General features: G+C 72.3%; 14 protein-coding genes. 4 read left to right on the top strand and 10 right to left on the bottom strand.

What is annotated here, in order from left to right; genetic code table 11:
* Positions 1–140: 140 nt before the first annotated feature.
* A complete protein-coding gene (locus ACMXN5_RS41530; RefSeq protein WP_439680052.1) occupies positions 141–1622 on the top strand; it encodes a carboxylesterase/lipase family protein in 1482 nt (493 codons plus the stop codon).
* A 126-nt stretch (positions 1623–1748) separates the two neighbouring features.
* Here the strand turns inward: ACMXN5_RS41530 and ACMXN5_RS41525 are convergent, their stop codons facing one another.
* On the bottom strand, positions 1749–2528 hold the full coding sequence (locus ACMXN5_RS41525) for an SDR family oxidoreductase (protein WP_439680051.1): 780 nt from the start codon (positions 2526–2528) through the stop codon (positions 1749–1751).
* A 177-nt stretch (positions 2529–2705) separates the two neighbouring features.
* On the opposite strand from ACMXN5_RS41525, the gene ACMXN5_RS41520 reads away from it, so the two are divergent.
* Positions 2706–3317, top strand: a complete 612-nt coding sequence (locus ACMXN5_RS41520) for an isochorismatase family protein (protein ID WP_439680050.1) — start codon at positions 2706–2708, stop codon at positions 3315–3317.
* Between the two features lie 51 nt (positions 3318–3368).
* On the opposite strand, the gene ACMXN5_RS41515 is transcribed toward ACMXN5_RS41520, so the two are convergent.
* Entirely contained in the window at positions 3369–5378 is a 2010-nt protein-coding gene (locus tag ACMXN5_RS41515) for an AfsR/SARP family transcriptional regulator (RefSeq protein WP_439680049.1), read from the bottom strand.
* Positions 5379–5497: 119 nt separating this feature from the next.
* Between ACMXN5_RS41515 and ACMXN5_RS41510 the strand changes: the two genes are divergently transcribed.
* The gene (locus ACMXN5_RS41510) at positions 5498–6553 is read left to right on the top strand and encodes an NADP-dependent oxidoreductase (RefSeq protein WP_439680048.1); all 1056 of its coding nucleotides are present in this window, start codon (positions 5498–5500) and stop codon (positions 6551–6553) included.
* Between the two features lie 57 nt (positions 6554–6610).
* Here the strand turns inward: ACMXN5_RS41510 and ACMXN5_RS41505 are convergent, their stop codons facing one another.
* The 7 genes from ACMXN5_RS41505 to ACMXN5_RS41475 all read right to left on the bottom strand — a co-directional run bounded on the left by ACMXN5_RS41505 (position 6611) and on the right by ACMXN5_RS41475 (position 15470).
* Positions 6611–7450, bottom strand: a complete 840-nt coding sequence (locus ACMXN5_RS41505; RefSeq protein ID WP_439680047.1) for a hypothetical protein — start codon at positions 7448–7450, stop codon at positions 6611–6613.
* A complete protein-coding gene (locus tag ACMXN5_RS41500; protein ID WP_439680046.1) occupies positions 7450–9573 on the bottom strand; it encodes a right-handed parallel beta-helix repeat-containing protein in 2124 nt (707 codons plus the stop codon). The genes ACMXN5_RS41505 and ACMXN5_RS41500 overlap by 1 nt, the downstream gene beginning before the upstream one ends.
* 213 nt (positions 9574–9786) lie before the next feature.
* Positions 9787–10767, bottom strand: a complete 981-nt coding sequence (locus tag ACMXN5_RS41495; protein WP_439681395.1) for a hydroxyacid dehydrogenase — start codon at positions 10765–10767, stop codon at positions 9787–9789.
* Positions 10768–10838: 71 nt separating this feature from the next.
* The gene (locus tag ACMXN5_RS41490; protein WP_439680045.1) at positions 10839–11795 is read right to left on the bottom strand and encodes a carbohydrate ABC transporter permease; all 957 of its coding nucleotides are present in this window, start codon (positions 11793–11795) and stop codon (positions 10839–10841) included.
* The gene (locus tag ACMXN5_RS41485; RefSeq protein ID WP_380042913.1) at positions 11792–12697 is read right to left on the bottom strand and encodes a carbohydrate ABC transporter permease; all 906 of its coding nucleotides are present in this window, start codon (positions 12695–12697) and stop codon (positions 11792–11794) included. Before ACMXN5_RS41485 ends, ACMXN5_RS41490 begins: the two co-directional genes overlap by 4 nt.
* Positions 12698–12828: 131 nt before the next feature.
* A complete protein-coding gene (locus ACMXN5_RS41480) occupies positions 12829–14163 on the bottom strand; it encodes an ABC transporter substrate-binding protein (protein WP_439680044.1) in 1335 nt (444 codons plus the stop codon).
* 119 nt (positions 14164–14282) lie between these two features.
* Positions 14283–15470 (bottom strand): substrate-binding domain-containing protein, encoded by a 1188-nt coding sequence (locus ACMXN5_RS41475; RefSeq protein ID WP_439680043.1) that lies wholly within the window; start codon positions 15468–15470, stop codon positions 14283–14285.
* A gap of 249 nt (positions 15471–15719) precedes the next feature.
* Here ACMXN5_RS41475 and ACMXN5_RS41470 point away from each other — a divergent pair, with 249 nt between their 5' ends.
* Positions 15720–17660: a DUF2264 domain-containing protein gene (locus ACMXN5_RS41470; RefSeq protein WP_439680042.1), complete on the top strand. Its 1941-nt coding sequence runs from the start codon at positions 15720–15722 to the stop codon at positions 17658–17660.
* Between the two features lie 13 nt (positions 17661–17673).
* Here ACMXN5_RS41470 and ACMXN5_RS41465 read toward each other — a convergent pair whose 3' ends face one another.
* Positions 17674–18342, bottom strand: coding sequence for a class I SAM-dependent methyltransferase (locus ACMXN5_RS41465; RefSeq protein WP_439680041.1), 669 nt, complete (start codon positions 18340–18342; stop codon positions 17674–17676).
* Between the last annotated feature and the right edge of the window lie 221 nt (positions 18343–18563).

Below are 18563 nucleotides of genomic sequence, written 5' to 3'. Positions count from 1 at the left end.
GCTCCGGTGATTATTTTTTTCAACTCTTGCAATATTTATTGACCCGGGTCGATACTCACCGACAAGACCTCGACAAGAACCGTCGTACCCGTCGAACGCCGACCACCCCCGACCCCCGACCCCGCACCCAAGGATCGCCCGTGTCCCAGCAGCCCCTCGTCACCACCACCCTGGGCCCCGTCCGGGGTGTGTGGCAGGACCGGTCCGCCCGCTTCCTGGGCATCCCCTACGCCAAGCCGCCCGTCGGCGACCTCCGCTTCGCCGCCCCCGAGGTCCCGGAGCCGTGGACCGAGCCGCTGGCCGCCACCGCCTACGGGCCCACCGCCCAGCGTCGCGGCTTCGGCGAGGGGCCGACCATCATCCCCGAGCCGTCGATCCCGGGCGACGACGTACTCAACCTCAACGTGTTCACCCCCGACCCCACCCCGGACGCCGCGCTGCCCGTACTGGTCTGGATCCACGGCGGCGGCTTCGTGGCCGGCTCCGCCGCCAGCCCCTGGTACGACGGCCGTACCTTCAACCGCGACGGTGTGGTCCTGGTCTCGCACGGCTACCGACTCGGCATCGAGGGTTTCCTGCACCTGGCGGACGCGCCCGACAACCGGGCCGTGCTGGACTGGATCGCCGCCCTGCGCTGGGTCCGCGACAACATCGCGGCCTTCGGCGGCGACCCCGCCAAGGTGACCATCGCCGGCCAGTCGGCCGGGGGCGGCGCGGTGCAGACGCTGATGGCCACCCCGTCCGCGCACGAATTGTTCCGGGCCGGCATCTCGGTCTCCGGCGCGGTGATGGACCCGCAGCGCCGCGCCGACGGCCTCGCCGTGGCCGCGCGCTTCACCGCCCGCACCGGCCTGCCCGCCACCGCCGCCGCGCTGCGCGACCTCTCGCACGAGGAGCTACAGCGTCTGCAGGACCTGGTCACCGCGCCCGAGGACGGCGCCGCGTCGCTGCCCGAACTGCTCCTCGCGCCGTTCGCCGACGGCGAGTTGATCCCCGAAGACGTACACGGCGCGTTCCGGGACGGCTCGGCCTCACCGGCCCCGCTGATGCTCGGCGCGACCCACCACGAGTTCAACTTCGCCGCCGAACTCGGCATGGCGGACGCCCCGATCGAGGCAGCCGTCGGCGTACTCGGCTCGATCGGCCTGTCGCCCGAGGGCACCTCGGCCTACCTCGCGCTGCACGAGGGCGCGACCCCCGCCGGGGTGATCGGCCAGGCGATCACCGACTCGCTGTTCCGCGCCGCCGCCTCGTCGATCGCCGAGGCGCGTGCGGGCCAGGGCCGGCCGACCTGGATGTACGCCTTCGAATGGCGCTCCACCGCCCCGATGTTCGCCGGCCAGGCGTTCCACTGCCTCGACCTGCCGTTCGCCTTCGACCTGCTCGGCGCCGAACGCGCGCAGGACGCGACCGGCCCCGACGCCCCCGTCGCACTGGCCGAGGCGATGCACGGGGCCTGGGTGTCGTTCGTCCGCGACCTCGACCCGGGGCGGTCCTGGCCGCGCTACACCCGCTCGGGCCGCGAGACGATGGTGTGGGACACGACGCCCTACGTCGCCGGTGACACCCTGGCCGCCGAACGCGAGATCTGGGCGACGCGTTCGGTTCCGACAACGACCTGACCGGGGACGGCCCAGGGTGGGCCGGTACAAGTGCCGACGGTGCCCGGCCCCGGGTGGGGCATGCCCACCCGGGACGGCCGTCCGCGCATACGGGTCACGCGGTGGCGTGGTCCGCCCACAGGCGGGTCACGCCGTGGTGCCGGCGAGCCAGTCGCGGTAGGTCGGGCCCGCGAGGGTGGCGTGCGGGCCGGGGAGCAGGCCGCCGTTCTCGAACAGGTCGCGATCCGGGTTGGCCGGGTCGCTCACCTCCTCGACGCGGACCGTGTGGCCACGCCGCTCCAGCACCAGTTGCGCCATCTCGGCGAGGTTCTCCTCGCGCGGACCGGCGATCTCCGCGAACGGGGTACCCGCCGTCTCCGCGATCGGCCCGTCACCGGTGGCCAGTTCGACCAGACTCTCCGCCACGGCCCGCGCGCCGATCAGCTGGGTACGCATTTTCGGCACGTAGCACACCTCGCCGCGAATCCCCCAGCTCGCCAACTCCTCGACGAACTCGTGGAATTGCGCCGCGCGCAGGATCCGCACCGGCACCGGACCGGCGAGCACGGCCTGTTCGTGGGCCAGCTTGGCCGCGTTGTAGCCCGCGACCGAGGCGTCGATGCCGATGATCGAGGCGACCACCATGCGCCGCACGCCGGTCTTGGCACCCGCCGCCTGGAGGTTGCGCGCCGAGGTGGTGAAGAACTCGGTGGCCTCCTGTTGGTCGGGCGAGGGTGTGCTGGACACGTCGATGACGCAGTCGACCCCCTCCAGCGCCTCGGTGAGCCCCGTGCCGGTGATCACATCCACGCCGGCGGACCGCGAGATCGCGACCACGTCGTGCCCGCGCTCCCGGAGCACGTCGGCCACGTGCCGCCCGGCCCGACCGGTGGCTCCGACGACCGCGATCCTCGAACCAGTCTCCATGGTGTTCTCCCTCTTCGTATCCGTCCCGGGGCCGCTCGGCCCCGATCTGCTGCGACACCACGTTGACGATGCCGGGCATCCCCGTGTGACACCCACGAGCAACCTATTTCAAACTCGAGTCGCCCAAGCTTCGACCCCCTCGCCACCGTCGCGGATGACCAGGCAGGATGGGGTGGCATGACGCAGAACGTGGACGCCGTCTCGGCATTGATCATCGTGGACGCACAGGTGGCCTTCGTCACCGGCGGGGGTGCGGTCCCGGACGCCGCGCGTGTGCTGGATCGGGTCGGCGCCCTGCTCACCGAGGCACGGGCGCGCGGGTCGCTGGTGGTGCATCTCCAGAACGACGGACCGGTCGGCGCGGACGACGAAACCGGCTCCCCCGGTTGGGAGTTGATGCTGCCGGTACGGCCCGGTCCCCGCGAGGTGGTGATCCGCAAGACCGAGGACGACGGCTTCGACGGTACGTCGCTGGCCGAGGTCCTGGCCGCGGCGGAGGTGGCCGGCGTCGCCGTGTGCGGCGTGATGTCCGAGATGTGCGTGGGAGCGACCGCACGGGCCGCGCTGGAACGCGGCTACCGCGTGGTGCTGCCGCACGACGCGCACGCCACGTACGACATCCCGGCCGCGCCCGGGATCAGCGAGGCGGTACCGGCCCGGATGGTCTCACGGGTGGCCGAATGGGCGCTGGGCGACGAGGTCGAGATCGTCCCGCACGCCGAGGACGTCGTCTTCACCGCCGCCGGTACGGACACCGCCCACCCCGAGAGCGCGGAACACCCGGCGTAGCGCGTCCACCGATGCGGTACCCGCCGCCGCACCGTCAAGGGCGGTCGTCCCTCAGGTCGGCGCCGGTCGGCCCGCGAGTTCGCCGGCTTCCCACAGCCGGTCCAGGGCGTACGCCCGCACCGATTCGGCCAACCGGTAGCGGGGGCCGTCGAGTTCGATCGTCATCGCGACGAGGGAGCGGTCCACCAGGCGCGTCAGGGCGTCGACGACATCGAGGTCGCCGCCGCCCGCCAGGGCGACCTCGATCACGTCCGGGAGCCGCCGGCCGCCCTCGGCCACGGACAGGCGGCGCAGCACGGCCTGTTCGGGTGGGGAGAGCAGTTCCCAACTCCAGTCGAGCGTGGCGCTCAGGGTGCGGTGTCGGGTCGGGCCGGCCCGACGGCCCGAGGCCACGATCGCGAATCGATCGTCCAGGCGCGCGGCCACCTCCGCGACGCCGAGGCCGCGTACCCGGCCGGCGGCCAGTTCCAGTGCGAGCGGGATCCCGTCCAGACGACGGCAGATCGTGACCACGTCGGCGGCGTTGTCGGCGTCGAGACGGAAGCCCGGTACGGTCGCGGCGACCCGCTCGACGAACAGCTCCACGGCCGCATGGCCCATCGCGTCCTCCGGTGCCGTCTCCGACGCGGGTACCGGCAGGGGCGGAACGGGCCACAACCGCTCGCCCGGTACGGCCAGCGGCTCCCGACCGGTGGCCAGAATCCGCAGACCGGGCACCGCCCGAAGCAGCCCCTCGGCAACGGTGGCAACCGCGTCGACGACGTGCTCGCAGGTGTCCAACACCAGGAGCAGCCGCCGAGACGCCAACGCGGCGGCCAACGGGCGCGGTTCGCCGACGACTCCCGGGGCGAGGCCCAGGTCCCGGGCGATCGTCGCGGCGACGTCCGCCGGGGTGGCGGTGGCGCGGTCGAGGTCCACAAGGTCGACGAATCCGACCGCCTCGACGCCTGGGAGGCCATCTGCGACCGGCGGTGGTGCGTCCCGGGCCGCCTCGACCGCCAGCGCGGTTTTGCCCACACCGCCGGGACCGGTCAGGGTGACCAGCCGTTCCGTGGCCATCAGCGCCCGCACCCGAGCCATCGCGTCCGCCCGACCGACCAACGGCGTAAGCGCGACGGGCAACCCGACCGGCACGGCCGGGGCAGCGGCAAACGCGACGGAACCCGAGCCGGAGCCGGAGCCCGAAAGCGAGCCCGAGCCGGAGCCGGACTCGGGAACAGAACCCGACCCCGCTGCCGAGTCCGAAACCCGTCCCGGCGCAACGGCCGCCCCCGCGCGGGAATCCACCATCGCCGAACCCCGCGCCGTCGCCTGCAACCCGGGATCCTGCCTGAGGATCCGCTCGTACAGCGCCGCCAGTTCCGGCCCCGGGTCCACGCCCAGTTCGTCCGCGAGCCGCTCGCGCAGTTCCGCGTACACCGCCAGCGCCTCGCTCTGCCGCCCGGCCAGGTACAGGGCCCGCATGTACACCGCGCGCAGCCGTTCGCACAGCGGGTGACGGGTCACCAGGTCGCCGATCTCGTCGACCGGGGACGGTTGTTCGCCCAGATCGAGCCGGGCCAGCGCGTGCTCCCCCTGGGCGGTGATCCGTTCCTTGTCCAGCCGCACGGCCACCGAGCGGGCGAACTCCTCGTCGGCGACGTCGGCGTACGCGGGCCCGCGTCCCAGTGCCAACGCATCGGTCAGCAGCGTCTTCCGGGTCTGCGCGTCCTCGGTGGTCCTGGCCCGCTCCACCAGGACCCGGAAGCGGCCCGCGTCCACGGCGTCGGGCGAGACGGCGAGGCGGTAGCCGGGCGGCTGCCACACCACCAGGTCCCGTCCACCCGGTTCGGCGGCCTCCAGGGCGCGGCGCAGTTGGGACACCCGGGTCTGCAATGTGGCGACGGGGTTGCGCGGGAGTCGGCGGCCCCACAGGTCCTCGATCAGCCGGTCGGCCGGCACCGGTCGGCCCTCGTGGATCAGCAGGTCCGCGAGCAGCGCGCGCACCTTCGCCTCTGGGATCGGCACCGACGCGCCGTCCTCCGTCCAGACGGCCAGCGGGCCGAGCACCCCGAATCGCACCCTCGCACGCTACCCCACACGGACGGACCTACAGCCGATCGGAAGGAAACCGGAAGTGCGGTCCGCCAACGTATGGAGTGCCGCACCGACCGAGAGACACAGACAAGGAAGTCCCCGCGATGAAGCCAAAGAACAACAACACCGACAGCACCAACGGCACCAACACCCCGCGTCCCTCCGTGAACCGGGAAATCCACTTGGCGTCGCGCCCGGTGGGCGAACCGGAGCCGGCGAACTTCGCATTGGTCGAGACGGAGATCCCGGAGCCCGCCGAAGGGCAGATCCTGGTTCGCAACACCTGGATGTCGGTGGACCCGTACATGCGCGGCCGGATGAACGACGACGCCTCCTACATCGTCCCGTTCGCCATCGGCGCCGTGCTGGAGGGCCACGCGGTCGGCGAGGTGGTGGCCTCCCGCAGCGCGGAGGTCGCCGTGGGCGCGACGGTGTCGCACTTCGCCGGATGGCGCGAGTACGCGGTGATCGACGGCGCCGAGGCCACCGTCCTGGACGTCTCGGCCACTCGCCCGCAGGACCACCTCGGCGCACTGGGGCAGGTCGGCTTCACCGCCTATCTCGCGGTCGCCGAGGTCGCTCCGGTACGTCCGGGCGACGTGGTCTTCGTCTCCGGCGCGGCCGGCGCGGTGGGCAGCCTGGCCGGGCAGATCGCCCGCAACCTCGGCGCGTCCCGGGTGATCGGATCGGCCGGCGGGCCCGAGAAGGGTCGGATCCTGACGGACGTGTTCGGCTTCGACGCCGCCATCGACTACCGGGCCGGTTCGATCGCGGAGCAGTTGGCGGAGGCGGCGCCGGAGGGCATCGACGTGTACGTGGACAACGTCGGCGGAGACCACCTGGAGGCCGCGATCGGGGCGATGCGGATGCATGGGCGGGCCGCCATCGTCGGCATGATCAGCGGCTACAACGCCACCGAGCCGGTCCCGGGCCCGAGCAACCTCTACGACCTGGTGCTTCGGCAACTGACCCTGAAGGGCCTGCTCGTGGTCGACCACTACGACAAGTTCCCGGCCTACCTGACCCAGGCGACGAAATGGCTCGCGGACGGCAGCCTGCACACCCGGGAAACGACCGTGCACGGCATCGACCGCGCCCCGGAAGCCTTCCTCGGCATGCTGCACGGCGCCAACACCGGCAAAATGCTCGTCCGCCTGTGACCCGCACCCCCGCCCTGGCTGGCTCCGCCGCGCTCGGGGTGCCCTTGAGGTGTTCGGTTACTCCGCCTGGTGGACCACCGTGTCCGCGGCCGGGCTCGGGAGGAGTCGGGTGGCTGCCGTGCGGTGGGTCAGTTCGGTGTTGAAGGCCGTTGTCGTCAGGTCGCGGCGGAGTCGGTCGCGGGCCTCTTCGAAGGGTGGCGGGCTCGCCGACGGGGCTGCCGTGGCCAGGAGTTCGGTGTATCGGGCGTGCAACCGGGGCTCCGACAGGTCTACTTCGAGGGTGGCTGCCAGTGCCGCCGACCACTCGGCCGTCTCGGTGCGGGCGAAGCTCTCCTCGTCGTAGCGTGGTACGCCGGGCATCGGGTGGCCGGACGAGCGGGCCGCCTCTCGACGGGCGTTCTCCGTGTCCAGGCGGGTGCGGAAGCCCGCCTCGCTCGGGTCGGTCGACAGTCCGGCCTCGTACGCCCACCGGCGCAGCACGGTGTCCGCGACCGCCGCCCGCAACGACCGCTCGACGAGTACCTCGTGCGGCGTGCCACCGGCGACCGGCGTGGCCCAGTAGGCGGCTCGCCCACCGCGCATCGGGAACTCGGCCACCACCTCCGCCCGCAGCCGCGTCGCCACCCGCCGCAGATGGGCCGCCGTCACCGGGACGCCGTCCACGGTCGCGACCGCGGCGGCCGGATCGACGGGGGTGGTGGGCGGCGGGGTCGCCGAGGACGATCCCGCCCGCCCGGGGGTAGCCGCCGAGAACGGGCCGAGGAGAAGCACCGCAAGCACTGCGAGCACCCCGACCACGCCGAGCGCGGCGAAGCCGAGCGCGACACGCGCCGCCACCCGGCGCCGCGCGGCGGGACCGGCGCCCCGTGCCCCCGCGGCCCGTCCTCGGCGGGACATCAGACGACCTTCACGTCGAACACGTGCAGGCCGGGCCCGGCGATCGGGCTGCCCGTCGGCAGGGTCACCGACGCCACGGTCCGGCCGGGGTCGATGGCGAGGGCGGCGACTCGTACCGTGACGTCCTCCTCGGAGCGGGCCGAGGCCGGCGTGCGGTAGTCGGTCTGCGGCTTGTGGTGGTAGGCGGCCCGTACCGCGACCTGGTCGCTCGGGCCGGCGGTGGTGCTCCACCAGTCGCCGAGGGTCAGGGTCGCGGTCGTGGTGGTGCCGTCGGTGTAGGTAACGGTGGTCGTGCCGGTCTGTGCGCCGTACGCGCCCGCGCCCAGCACCACCAGGCGACTGCCGCTGCCGCTCAGCGCGATCCGCTGGCCGGCGGCCTTGACGTTGTCCGGCAGGCCGTACGCGCGCGGGTGCCACGTGAACTCGGCCCCGCCGGCGGTGACCCGGGCGCCCGGGACGTAGCCGGCCGCCGCCAGTGCCTGGCCGGAGTAGCTGCGGCCGGACAATCCGAAGCCGCCGACGTTGGGATTGGCGTCGTCGCCGACCCCGACGTTGTTGTAGGCGGCGGCGATCGAGGGGTACAGCGGCGGCGCGGCCACCGCCGGGCCGTTGTACGCACCCCGGTTGACCCCCGTCCCGTCGGCCGGAACGGCGTTGCCGAAGTAGTCGCTCGTGCCGAGTCCGGGAACGGCGACTCCCTTACCCAGTGCGGGAGATCCGGCGAGCAGCGCGTACCCGGCCGCGTCGGTGCGACCGGTCGCCGTACCCGGTGCGGCCAACCTGGGATCGGTGGTCACGGCGGAGGTGTCGCCGGTGGGCGCGGTGAATCCGCCGTGGTAGACGTTGGCCCGATAGTCGACGCCCGTGCCGGTGGGCAGCGCACCCTGACCCGCGACGAAGACGTTGTTGGCGACGAGGGTGTTCGCGCCGGGACCGTTGGGGAGTTCGACGTCGAGCTTCTTGCTCGGGCAGAAGAAGGTGTTGTTGTACATCCGCAGCGGACTGGTGTTGTCCCCCGAGGCGTTGGCCCTGATCCGGCAGTCGTCCTGGGCGATGTTGAAGCGCAGCACCTGGGTGGCGTGGAAGTTGCCGAAGGAGGTGCAGTTCTGGCAACCCAGGTAGAAACCGCCGCCGTTGTCGTGCGAGTAGTTGTACTGGTAGGTGCAGGATCCGGTGATCGCGCCGTCGCAGTCCCACGCGGTGGAGTCGAAGATCGACGGCCGCTGCCGGGTGACCTCGTTGTATTGGAACACCGGGTCGCGCGAGTTGATCGGCCACATGCCGGCGAAGTTGCCGTTCAAATAGGGGTACTTGCCGCCTCCGCCGTCGTCGAAGAGGTTGTACTCGACGAGCGGCGCGTCCGAGCCGTGCACCACGATGCCGTCACCGCCGACACTGCGGATGGTGTTCGCCCGGATCAGTACGTCGCGGTGGAAGTCGGCGGGCTTGACCGAGATCTTGATGCCGCCGCCACCGGTGTCGTGGACCTGGTTGTCGGCGATGGTGATGCCCTCGATCGGTCCGGCGGTCGCCTTGCCGAGCACGACGATGCCGGCCGACGCGGAGAACCAGCCCGCGTTGGTACCGGTCTTGTCGCTCCAGCCGGCGACGTCGGAGACCTCCAGGTCGCGCAGCACGATCCCGTATTTGCGGTCGGGGGTGGTGGTGTCGACCTGAACTCCGGTACGCAGCGCCTGAGTCGGCGCCGGGTTGGTCACGTGCAGGCCCTGTACGGTCCACCAGCTCTGGTCGACCAGGCGGAGGGTGGAGGGGCCGCCGGTGCCCTGCACGATCGGGCGCGGGCCTTCGCCGTAGGCGCCGATCGTGATGGGATTGCCGGGGGCGCCGTTGCCCTTGGGTTGCAGCGTGCCGACGCAGACGGTGCCGGCGCGGAGCAGGATGCGGTCGCCTCCGGCGTAGGTGCGGGAGTTGACGGCGCTCAGGTCGCCGAGCGGGTCGTCGGGGCTGCCGCCGCCGTCGGGTCGGCCCACCCCGCAATCGACGTAGGTCGTGGTGGGGCCGGTCGTCGCGGCGCCGGCGGTCGGGGCGAGAGCGGCCAGGCCGGCCAGGCTCGCCATGAGGGTTGTCGCCAAAGTGGCGGCAATCGGTCTGAAGCCGTGCATGTGACCTCCGGTCGTGGGGGTCTTGCAAGTGCATCCGGCGGGGGCCGGAAGAGTGTGGCTCGGGTTGACTCGTCGGGTGGCCTCAAACGCCGGCCGGGCTGAAGTGACCGGCCTGGGGTGGCCTCGGACGCCGGCGGGGCTGGAGCGGGTGTTCGAGGTTGACCCCGCCCCGACGCCCGAAGGCGGGGTTCGGGCGTCGGGGTGGACGGAGGGTCAGGCCGAGCGCGTGAGCGTGGCCGGTTCCACCTCGTGGGCGAACGGCACGCCCCTGGTGTAGCGGTCCAGTTCGTCGAGGGCCGAGGCGACCATGCGGCTGAGTTCACCGCCGAGGGAGCCCGCGATGTGCGGGGTCAGCAGGACGTTGGGCAGGTCGTAGAGCGGGGACGCGGCCGGGAGGACGTCGGGCTCCGTGACATCGATGACCGCGTCCAGGCGGCCCGCCACCAGCTCTTCCGTAAGGGCCTCCTGGTCCACCAGCGAGCCTCGCGCGGTGTTGATCAACGTGGCGCCGTCCCGCATCAGGGCCAGCCGGCGGCGGTCCAACAGGTGATGGGTGGACTCCAGTTCGGGGGCGTGCACGCTGACCACGTCGGAGCGGCGCATCAGTTCGTCCAGGTCCACCCGTCGCGCGCCCAGTGCCTCGGCCTGATCGGTGGTCACGTAGGGGTCGTGCAGCAGCAGTTCGAAGTCGAACGGGCGCAGCAGTTCGAGCACACGCCGGCCGATCCGGGACGCGCCGACGATCCCGATGGTGCGCCGGTAGTTGCCGAACCCCGGGAACCGGGCGTCCCAGTCGACCAGGCGCCGCTCCGCGCGGTAGGCGTCCCGGATCCGCAGCACCCGCTTGTTGGCGAACAGCACGGCGGCGACGGTGTATTCGGCCACCGGCAGCGCGTTGGCCGCCGCGCCGGAGGAGACGATCAGGCCGCGCGCCCAGGCCGCGTCGGTGAGGTGGTGCTTGACCGATCCGGCCGCGTGCACCACGGCGCGCAACCTCGGCGCACGGGCCAACGCCGCCTCGTCCAGAGGCGCGCTGCCCCAGCAGGTGAACAACACCTCGGCCTCGGCCAGCGCCGCGACCGCGTCGGGGGCGGCGAAGTCGGCCGCGATCAGGTCCAGGTCGACCTCGGCGAGCGCGGCCAGTCGGGTCCGGGCCTCGTCGTCCAGGATGCGGGCGGCCACCGCCGGGTCCATCGCGAGCAATACCCTCGGTCGCCGCCGCTCCGGGCCGCCGAGTCGGGTGGTGGTGGTGCTCGTACCGTCGGTCACTTGACGCTCCCCGCGGACAGCCCCGAACGCCAGTGGCGCTGGAGCGAGACGAAGGCGACGACCAGCGGGACGACGGCCATCAACGATCCGGTGATCACCAGCGGGTAGAACTCGGGCGACGCGTGCGCGTTGGTGTTCCACGAGTACAGGCCCAGGCTCACCGGGTAGAGCTTCTGGTCGGAGAGCATCACCAGGGGCAGGAAGAAGTTGTTCCAGATCGCGGTGAACTGGAACAGGAAGATGGTCACGAAGCCCGGCATCATCATCGGCAGGGCCACCGCGCGGAAGGTGCGGATCTCGCCGGCGCCGTCCATCCGGGCCGCTTCCAATACCTCTCCGGGGATGTATCCGGCGCTGAACACCCGCGCCAGGTAGACCCCGAAGGGGTTGACGATCACCGGGATGAACACCGCCCAGAAGGTGTTGACCAGGCCCACCTTGGAGGCGAGCAGGTACAGCGGCAGGGCCACCGCCGTGGTGGGCACGAGTACGCCCAGGAGCACGCCGCCGAACAACTTCTCCTTCCCGGGGAAGTCGAACTTGTCGAACGCGTAGCCGGCCAGCACGCTCACGAACGAGCCCAGGGCGGCGCCGACGCCCGCGTACAGCAGGCTGTTGAGGTACCAGCGCCAGTAGATCCCGTCGCTCTCGTTGTTCACCGCCTTGACGTTCTCGGTGAAGTGGAATCCGTCGAACGCGAAGCCGTCGCCGCCGAACAGGCCGCCCATGTCCTTGGTCGCGGCGATCAGCAACCAGGCCAGCGGCAGCAGCATGTAGAGGGTGGCCAGGACCAGCGCGCCGTTGACCGCGATCCTGGACATCAGCGCCTCGGTGGCGCGGCCCTTGGCGCGGGGGCGGCGGGCGGGTCGGCCGGTACGGGCGGGGGTCGGCGCGGGCGCGTCGGCCGCGGCGCCGCCCGAGTGCTCGCCCGGGTGCTGCACGGTGGTGCTCATGCGGTCCTCCGTCCGGACGACAGGCGGGTGACGCCGAACGACAGCGCCGCGGCGAACACGGCCAGCAGCACCGAGGCGGCGGCGGCCAGGCCGAAGTCGTTGGCACGGAAAGCGGCCGAGTAGGCGTACATGTTGGGCGTCCAGGAGCTGCCGACGGCCGGATTGGCGTCGCTGAGGATGGACGGCTCGGTGAACAGTTGCAGCGAGCCGATGATGGTGAACAACATCGTCATGGCGACGGCGGCGCGGATCATCGGGATCTTCACCGACACCGCGATGCGCACCGGTCCGGCACCGTCGACGGTGGCCGCCTCGACCACCTCGCGCGGGATCGCCTGGAGCGCGGCGTAGAAGATGATCATGTTGTAGCCGATCCACTCCCACGTGGCGATGTTGACGATCGAGAACAGCGCGGTGTCCGAGGCCAGGAAGTCCCAGTGCAGACCGCCGGATTCGAGCAGGTCGATGATCGGGCTCAGGCCGGGGGTGTACAGGTAGACCCAGATCAGCGCGGCGATGATGCCGGGCACCGCGTGCGGCAGGAACAGCGCGAGTTGGAAGAACCTGCGGGCCCGGGCCAGCGCCGAGTCGAGCAGCAGCGCCAGCGCGAGTGCGGCGCCGACCATGATCGGGATGTACAGCAGGCAGTACAGGCCGATCGCGATGAAACCGTCGCGGAACTTGTCGTCGCCGAGCGCGTCGGCGTAGTTGCCGAGGCCGGTGAACACCCGTCTGGTGCCGCCGAAGCCCAGGCCCGAGGTCTTCTCGGTGAACAGGCTGAGCCAGATCGCGTACCCGATCGGCACGATCATGGTGGCGATGAACAGCACGTAGAAGGGGGTCAGGAACAGGGCGGCGGTGGTCTTCCGGCGCCGGCGGCCGGCGCGCAGGGATGTGTTCATGGAGTGGAGCTGCTTCCTGGTGGCGGTCCCCCGACGCGCGACGGCGCGGCGCGCGTCGGGGGCCTGCGGATCTCGGATCCGGAATCGTCGTCGCCGGGCGGGCCCGGCGCGAGGCGTCGACGGTCGGTCGGCTACTTGACCGAGATGCCGCGCTTCTTCAGCTCCTCGACGGTGGTCTTCTGGGCCTCCTCCAGGGCGCCCACGATGGTGCCGCCGCTGGAGAGCTTGCCGAACTGGTCCTTGAGGATGGTGTTCGTCTGCGTCATCGACGGACCCCACGTCCAGCCGGCGCCGACCTTGCCGGCCGCGTCGGTGAACAGCGGGTAGATGTCCTGCTTGCCGAAGTAGCCGGTGTCGAAGAACTGCGAGGCGGTGGGCACCAGTTCGGTGGCGGCCGGGTAGGCGCTGGAGGTGCCGGAGGCGATCCGCGCGGAGATGCCCTCCTTGGTGGTGGTCATCCACTCGATGAAGGTGAGCGCGGCTTTGCTCTTCTTGCTGTCCTTGCTCACCGCGAAGGTCGAGCCGCCGAGCATGGCGTTGGCCGGGGTGCCCCAGTCGGGCAGCGGCGCGACGGCCCACTTGCCGGCCAGGTCGGGCTGGCTGCTCTTGAGCACGCCCGCGCTCCACGAGGCGCCGACGATGCCGACGGTGCCGCCGCTCTTGAGGTCGGCGTTCCACTGCTGGCTGAACGAGGGCTGCACGCGCACCAGGTCGTTGGAGACCAGCTTGTTCCAGTACTCGCCGACCTTGCGCGAGTTGGGGTCGGTGAGCGAGACCTTCCAGGACTCGCCCTCGGTGCCGAACCACGCGCCGCCGGCCTGCCAGGTCAGGCCCGCCATGGTGCTGGGGTCGTCGGGGTAGAAGGTGCCGATCCGGGCGTTCGGGTCGGCCTTCTTGACCTGCTCGGCGGCGGCCCGGTACTCGTCCCAGGTCTTGGGAACCGCGATGTTGTGGTCGGTGAAGAAGTCCTTGCGGTAGTACAGCGCCATCGGCGCGGCGTCCAGCGGCACCGCCCAGGTCTTGCCGCCCAGTTCGGTCAGTTTGTTGACCGACGCGGGGAACTTCGACTTCAGCCCCGACACCTTCGAGGTGATGTCCTGCACCGCGCCCTGGCTGACGAAGTCGGGCAGTTGCGGGTACTCGATGGTCAGCACGTCGGGGGCGTTGCCCGCCTTGACCGCGTTGGACATCTTCGCGTAGCCGCCCGCGTTGCCGGACGGGATCTGCTCGTACTTGACCTGGATGTCGGGGTGCGACTTGTTGAACGCGTCCACCACTTCCTGGGTGCCCTTGGTCCAAGACCAGAAGCTCAGCTCCTGCTTCTGCCCCGGGGCGCCGCCCGCGGCTGGGCCGGCGCCCGTGTCCTTCTTCTTGTCGTCGTCGCCACCGCCGCAGGCCGTGACGAGGCTCAGGGCGGTGACTATGCCGACGAGAGCCGTGCCGAGTCGGATGGATGTGCGCTGCATGGATGCTCCTGGGTCGAACCTGCATCGAAGGCGATAGCGAGCATCATTCGTTCAGGAGCGAACAGCGTCAAGAGCAAATGAACAATCGATGAAAAACGAAACTCGCTATGATCGTTCGATCACGCAGGGGTTCGGTCGGTTTCGCTTGTTCGCGAGGGGGTGGTGGTCGGTGTCGGTTCGGCGGACGGGATCGCTCCGCTCGCCTCGGTCGGCGCGTCCGGGTCGGCCGGCTCGGTGGTCGCCCGCAGCCGCAGCCTCGGCACCAGCGAGATGTGTCGGGGCGCGCGCCCCTCGTCGCCGTCGGCGAGCCGCGCGGCCAGCAGTTCGACGGCGATCCGGCCGACCTCGTGCTTGGCCGGCGCGATCGCGCTCAGCGGCGGGTCGGCCAGCGCGGCCACCTCGTCGTCGTAGGCGATCAGCGCCAGGTCGCCGGGCACGTCCAGGCCCGCCGCGCGCAGTCGGGACACTAGGAGCAGTGCGTCCTGGTCGTTGTGCACCAGCGCGGCGGTGGCGGCGCCGGTACGGGCAACCTCGATCACCCGCGTCACCGCCCGGTCGAAGCCGTCCGCGTCCTCGCCCGGATGCGGCGTCTCCACCCCGGCCGGATCCGGCGGGGTCAGCCCGAGCGCGGCCATCGCGGCGGTGTACCCGGCATGCACGGCGGGCGTGGTCGGGCTGCCCAACCGGGCCACGAGCAGGATGCGCCGGTGGCCGAGCGTGCCCAGCCGGCGCACCGCCTGGGCGGCGCCGAGCGCGTGGTCGGAGGCCACCCGGTCCAGGTGTTCGAGCCCGGAGCCGATCTCGGCGCGGCGCTCCACCAGGACCACCGGCACCGGCAGGCTTCCCATCCAGGCGTCCTCCCCGCCCGGGCCCGGTGCGCGCGAGGGGGTCAGCAGCAGCCCGTCCACGCCGCCGCGCAGCAGCTGGTCGACCTGGTCGCGGTCCTCGGCGGGCAGATAGCGCGAGATGCCCAGCACGAGCCGGCCGCCGATCGCCTCGACCGCGTCCCGGGCGCCGCGCACCACCTCCGGGAAGTAGTAGGTGGCGGACGGGACGAGCATGCCGATCGTCGGGCCGTCGTGGCCGTTCGCGGAAGGCCGCCCGGGGGTGGGCGCGGCGGGGCGCGCGTGCGGCAGGGTGGCGCCGCCGTGTACCCGCGCGAGCAGCCCGCTCGCCACCAGCGCGGTGACGTCGCGCCGCACGGTGACCAGGGAGACGCCCAGTTCCTCGGCGATCTCCACCACCTTGACGCTGCCCCGCTCGCGGGCCGTCCTGAGAATGAGTTCCTGCCGCTGTTCCGCCAACACCGTGGACGTCGTCCTTCCGAGTCGCGCACGCCTGCGCCCGGCGTGCCCCCCTGGCGTCCGGCTGCTGTCCGGCCGCCGCCTCAGCCTAGGGCATCGCCATTCGATTTTGATTGAAAAGGATCGTTCGATCAAACCGACTCTTGACCTGATCGATCGACCCCACCTAGCGTGTCGACGGCCGAACGGGTCGAACGGTCGATCGGTCGGCGCGAGCACGCCGACGGCCGAGCCGCCGAGTCGAGGAGATCCGTGAACACACCGCACCCCTTCGTGCTCCCGCCGGAGGACCGCACGCTGAGCCCGTTCACCGGCTGGACGCGCGCGCACTGGGAAGCGGTGGCCGACGGTCTGCTCGCGGCGGTGCGCCCATACCGCTCCCCCGGCGGCGCGCTGATCACCCTGCCGGGCCGCACCAGCTGGTCGGGCGCACGCTCCGACGGCCTGGAGGGGTACGCCCGCACCTTCCTGCTCGCGGCGCTGCGCGCGGCCGGCGCCGCGGCCTCCGGTCGGCCCGTCCCGGCGGGCCTGCTCGAACCGTACGCAGACGGTCTGCGCGCGGGAACCGCCGCACCGGGCACGGCGGATCCGGAGTCCTGGCCGGCCGTGGTCGATCGCGGCCAGGCGATGGTGGAGGCCGCGTCGGTGGCGCTGGCCCTGCATCTGACGAGGGCGCACCTGTGGGACCGGCTGGACGAGCCCACCCGGGAGCGGGCCGCCGACTGGCTGGCGGGCGCCCTGCGGCACGAGCCGGTGGACAACAACTGGTGGCTCTTCCCGGTCGCGGTCGGCACCTTCCTGGAGGCGGTCGGCCGATATCCCGAGCAGTCCCGCGCGGCGATCGAGCGCGGTCTGACCCGGATCGAGGACTGGTACGTCGGCGACGGCTGGTACACCGACGGCGCGGGCCGCTACTTCGACCACTACAACGGCTGGGCCCTGCACCTGTACCCGCTGCTGTGCGCGGTGGTGGCGGGCGAGCCGGTCGACGCGGTCCGGCGCGAGCGGCTGCGCACGTTCCTGGCCGGCTACGGCCGCCTGTTCGACCGCGCCGGTGCGCCGCTGCACCAGGGGCGCTCGCTGACCTACCGGTTCGCCGCGGCGGCGCCGCTGTGGCTGGGCGCGCTGGTGGACGCCACGCCCTACTCCCCCGGTACCACGCGGCGGCTGGCGAGCGGCGTGTTGCGGCACTTCCTCGATCGTGGCGCGGCGGGCCCGGACGGCCTGCTGTCCCTGGGCTGGTACGGCCCGGACCCGGCGACCGTGCAGTCCTATTCGGGCTCGGCGTCGCCGTACTGGGCGGCCAAGGGCTTCGTCGGCCTGCTGCTGCCCGAGGACCACGAGGTGTGGACCGCGCCCGAGTGCGCGGGGCCGGCCGAGACGGAGAGCGCGGAGAGCGGATTCGGGCTGCCCGGGCCGGGTCTGCTCGTACACTCCGGCGGGGGCGCGGCACGGTTGCTCAACCACGGCGCCGACCACCAGCCGGCCGCGCCGAGCGGCGAACTCGCCCCCGACGACCCGCTGTACGCCCGCCTGTCCTACTCCGCGGCGACCGGCCCCACCCGCGACGGCGACCTCGCCGACAACCACCTGGGCCTGGTCCTCGACGGCCGGGTCACCGAGCGCGGCCGGGTCGAGCCGCTGGGCGCCGGGTCGCACTGGGTGGCCTCGGCGCATGTGCCCACGCTCGACGGGAGGCCGGTACCGGGCACCCGGGTCGTATCGGTCGCCGTGGTGCGCGATGCGTACGAGGTGCGCGTGCACCGGGTCCAGGCGCCGGCCGGCACGGCGGTGCGCGAGACGGGGTGGGCGCCGGCGGCGGCATCCGGCGCGGACCTGCACTCCTCCGTGGACGGACCGCGGGCGTGCGTGCATACCGACGCCGTACACGCCGGCCTCACCGGTCTGCTGGGCTGGGACCGGGCCACGATCCACCCGGCGCCGCACGGGACGGCGTTCGGCGCGGCGGCCGAGGTGCCCGCGCTCGACGGCGTCGCGACGGCGGGTCCGCTGGTCACCGCGCTGTCCCTGACCTGGGCCGACGCCCCGCCCGGCCCGGCGCCGCGCGCGACGGAGCCGGCGCCGGGCGCGGACGCCGGGTGGGGTGTGGACATCGCGTGGGGCGACGGCACCGTCGGCCGGGTGCGGGTGTCCGCGTCGGGAGAGTGCTCGGTCGCCCACGAACCGGCCTGACGGCCGGGGAGGTTCAGGCCTTCGGCAGCCGGCGCACCATCAGCGTGTTGTCGATGCGCGTGACCGGCCGGCCCTCGGGGTCGTTCTGGATGCGCTCGTGCTCCTCGCTGCGCAGCACCTCCCACTCCCCGTCCGGGAGTTCGAGCGAGGCCAGCACCTCGTCGGGCGTGGGCAGCGCCATGTCGGGCGTCGGGTCGGTCTCCCACGGCGGCAGTCCGCAGTGCCCGACGACCAACAACACGCCGCCCGGGGCGACCGCCGCGACCGCCTTGCGCAGGATGCGATCGCGGTCGATGCCGGCGTGCGAGTGCAGGAAGTGCGCCGAGATCAGGTCGAAGTCGCCCTCGGGGAAGGTCTCGTCCAGGTTGTGCCACTGCCAGTCGACCAGGTCGGCGACCTGCGCCTCCTCGGCATGGACCGCGGCGCGCTCCAGGGCGATCCGGGAGACGTCGACGCCGGTCACCCGCCAGCCGCGCCGGGCCAGCCAGATCGCGTCGGCCCCCTCCCCGCAGCCCAGGTCCAGGGCGCGGCCGGGCGGCAGGTCGGCGGTCTCGCGGACCAGCGGGGCGTTCGGGTTGCCGCTCCAGATGCGCTCCTTCTCCGCGTAGCGCGCGTCCCACGATTCGGCGGGCGTGAGCGGGGCGGTCGACGGCTCGGCGGTCGGGGGCTTGTCGTCGGTCATCGCGGACGTCCTCCAGGGCGATGGCGGTGTGCCCGGTCGGCGGGACCGGGCGGGCGGCGCGTGGTCCGTCGCCCGTGCGCATGGTCCGCCGGAAGGGGGTCGCGTGACAAACCTTGTTGCCGAGTCGGCAAACGGGGCCTGTCGAAGGCAGGACATCACGAACGTGCGTGGGCCGGTGAGCCGCCGAAGCGCGGCGACCCACCGGCACGCTCGCGATGCCG

This window comes from Embleya australiensis, assembly GCF_051903075.1.
GTDB lineage: Bacteria > Actinomycetota > Actinomycetes > Streptomycetales > Streptomycetaceae > Embleya.
This window is presented reverse-complemented; position numbering and strand designations above follow the sequence as displayed.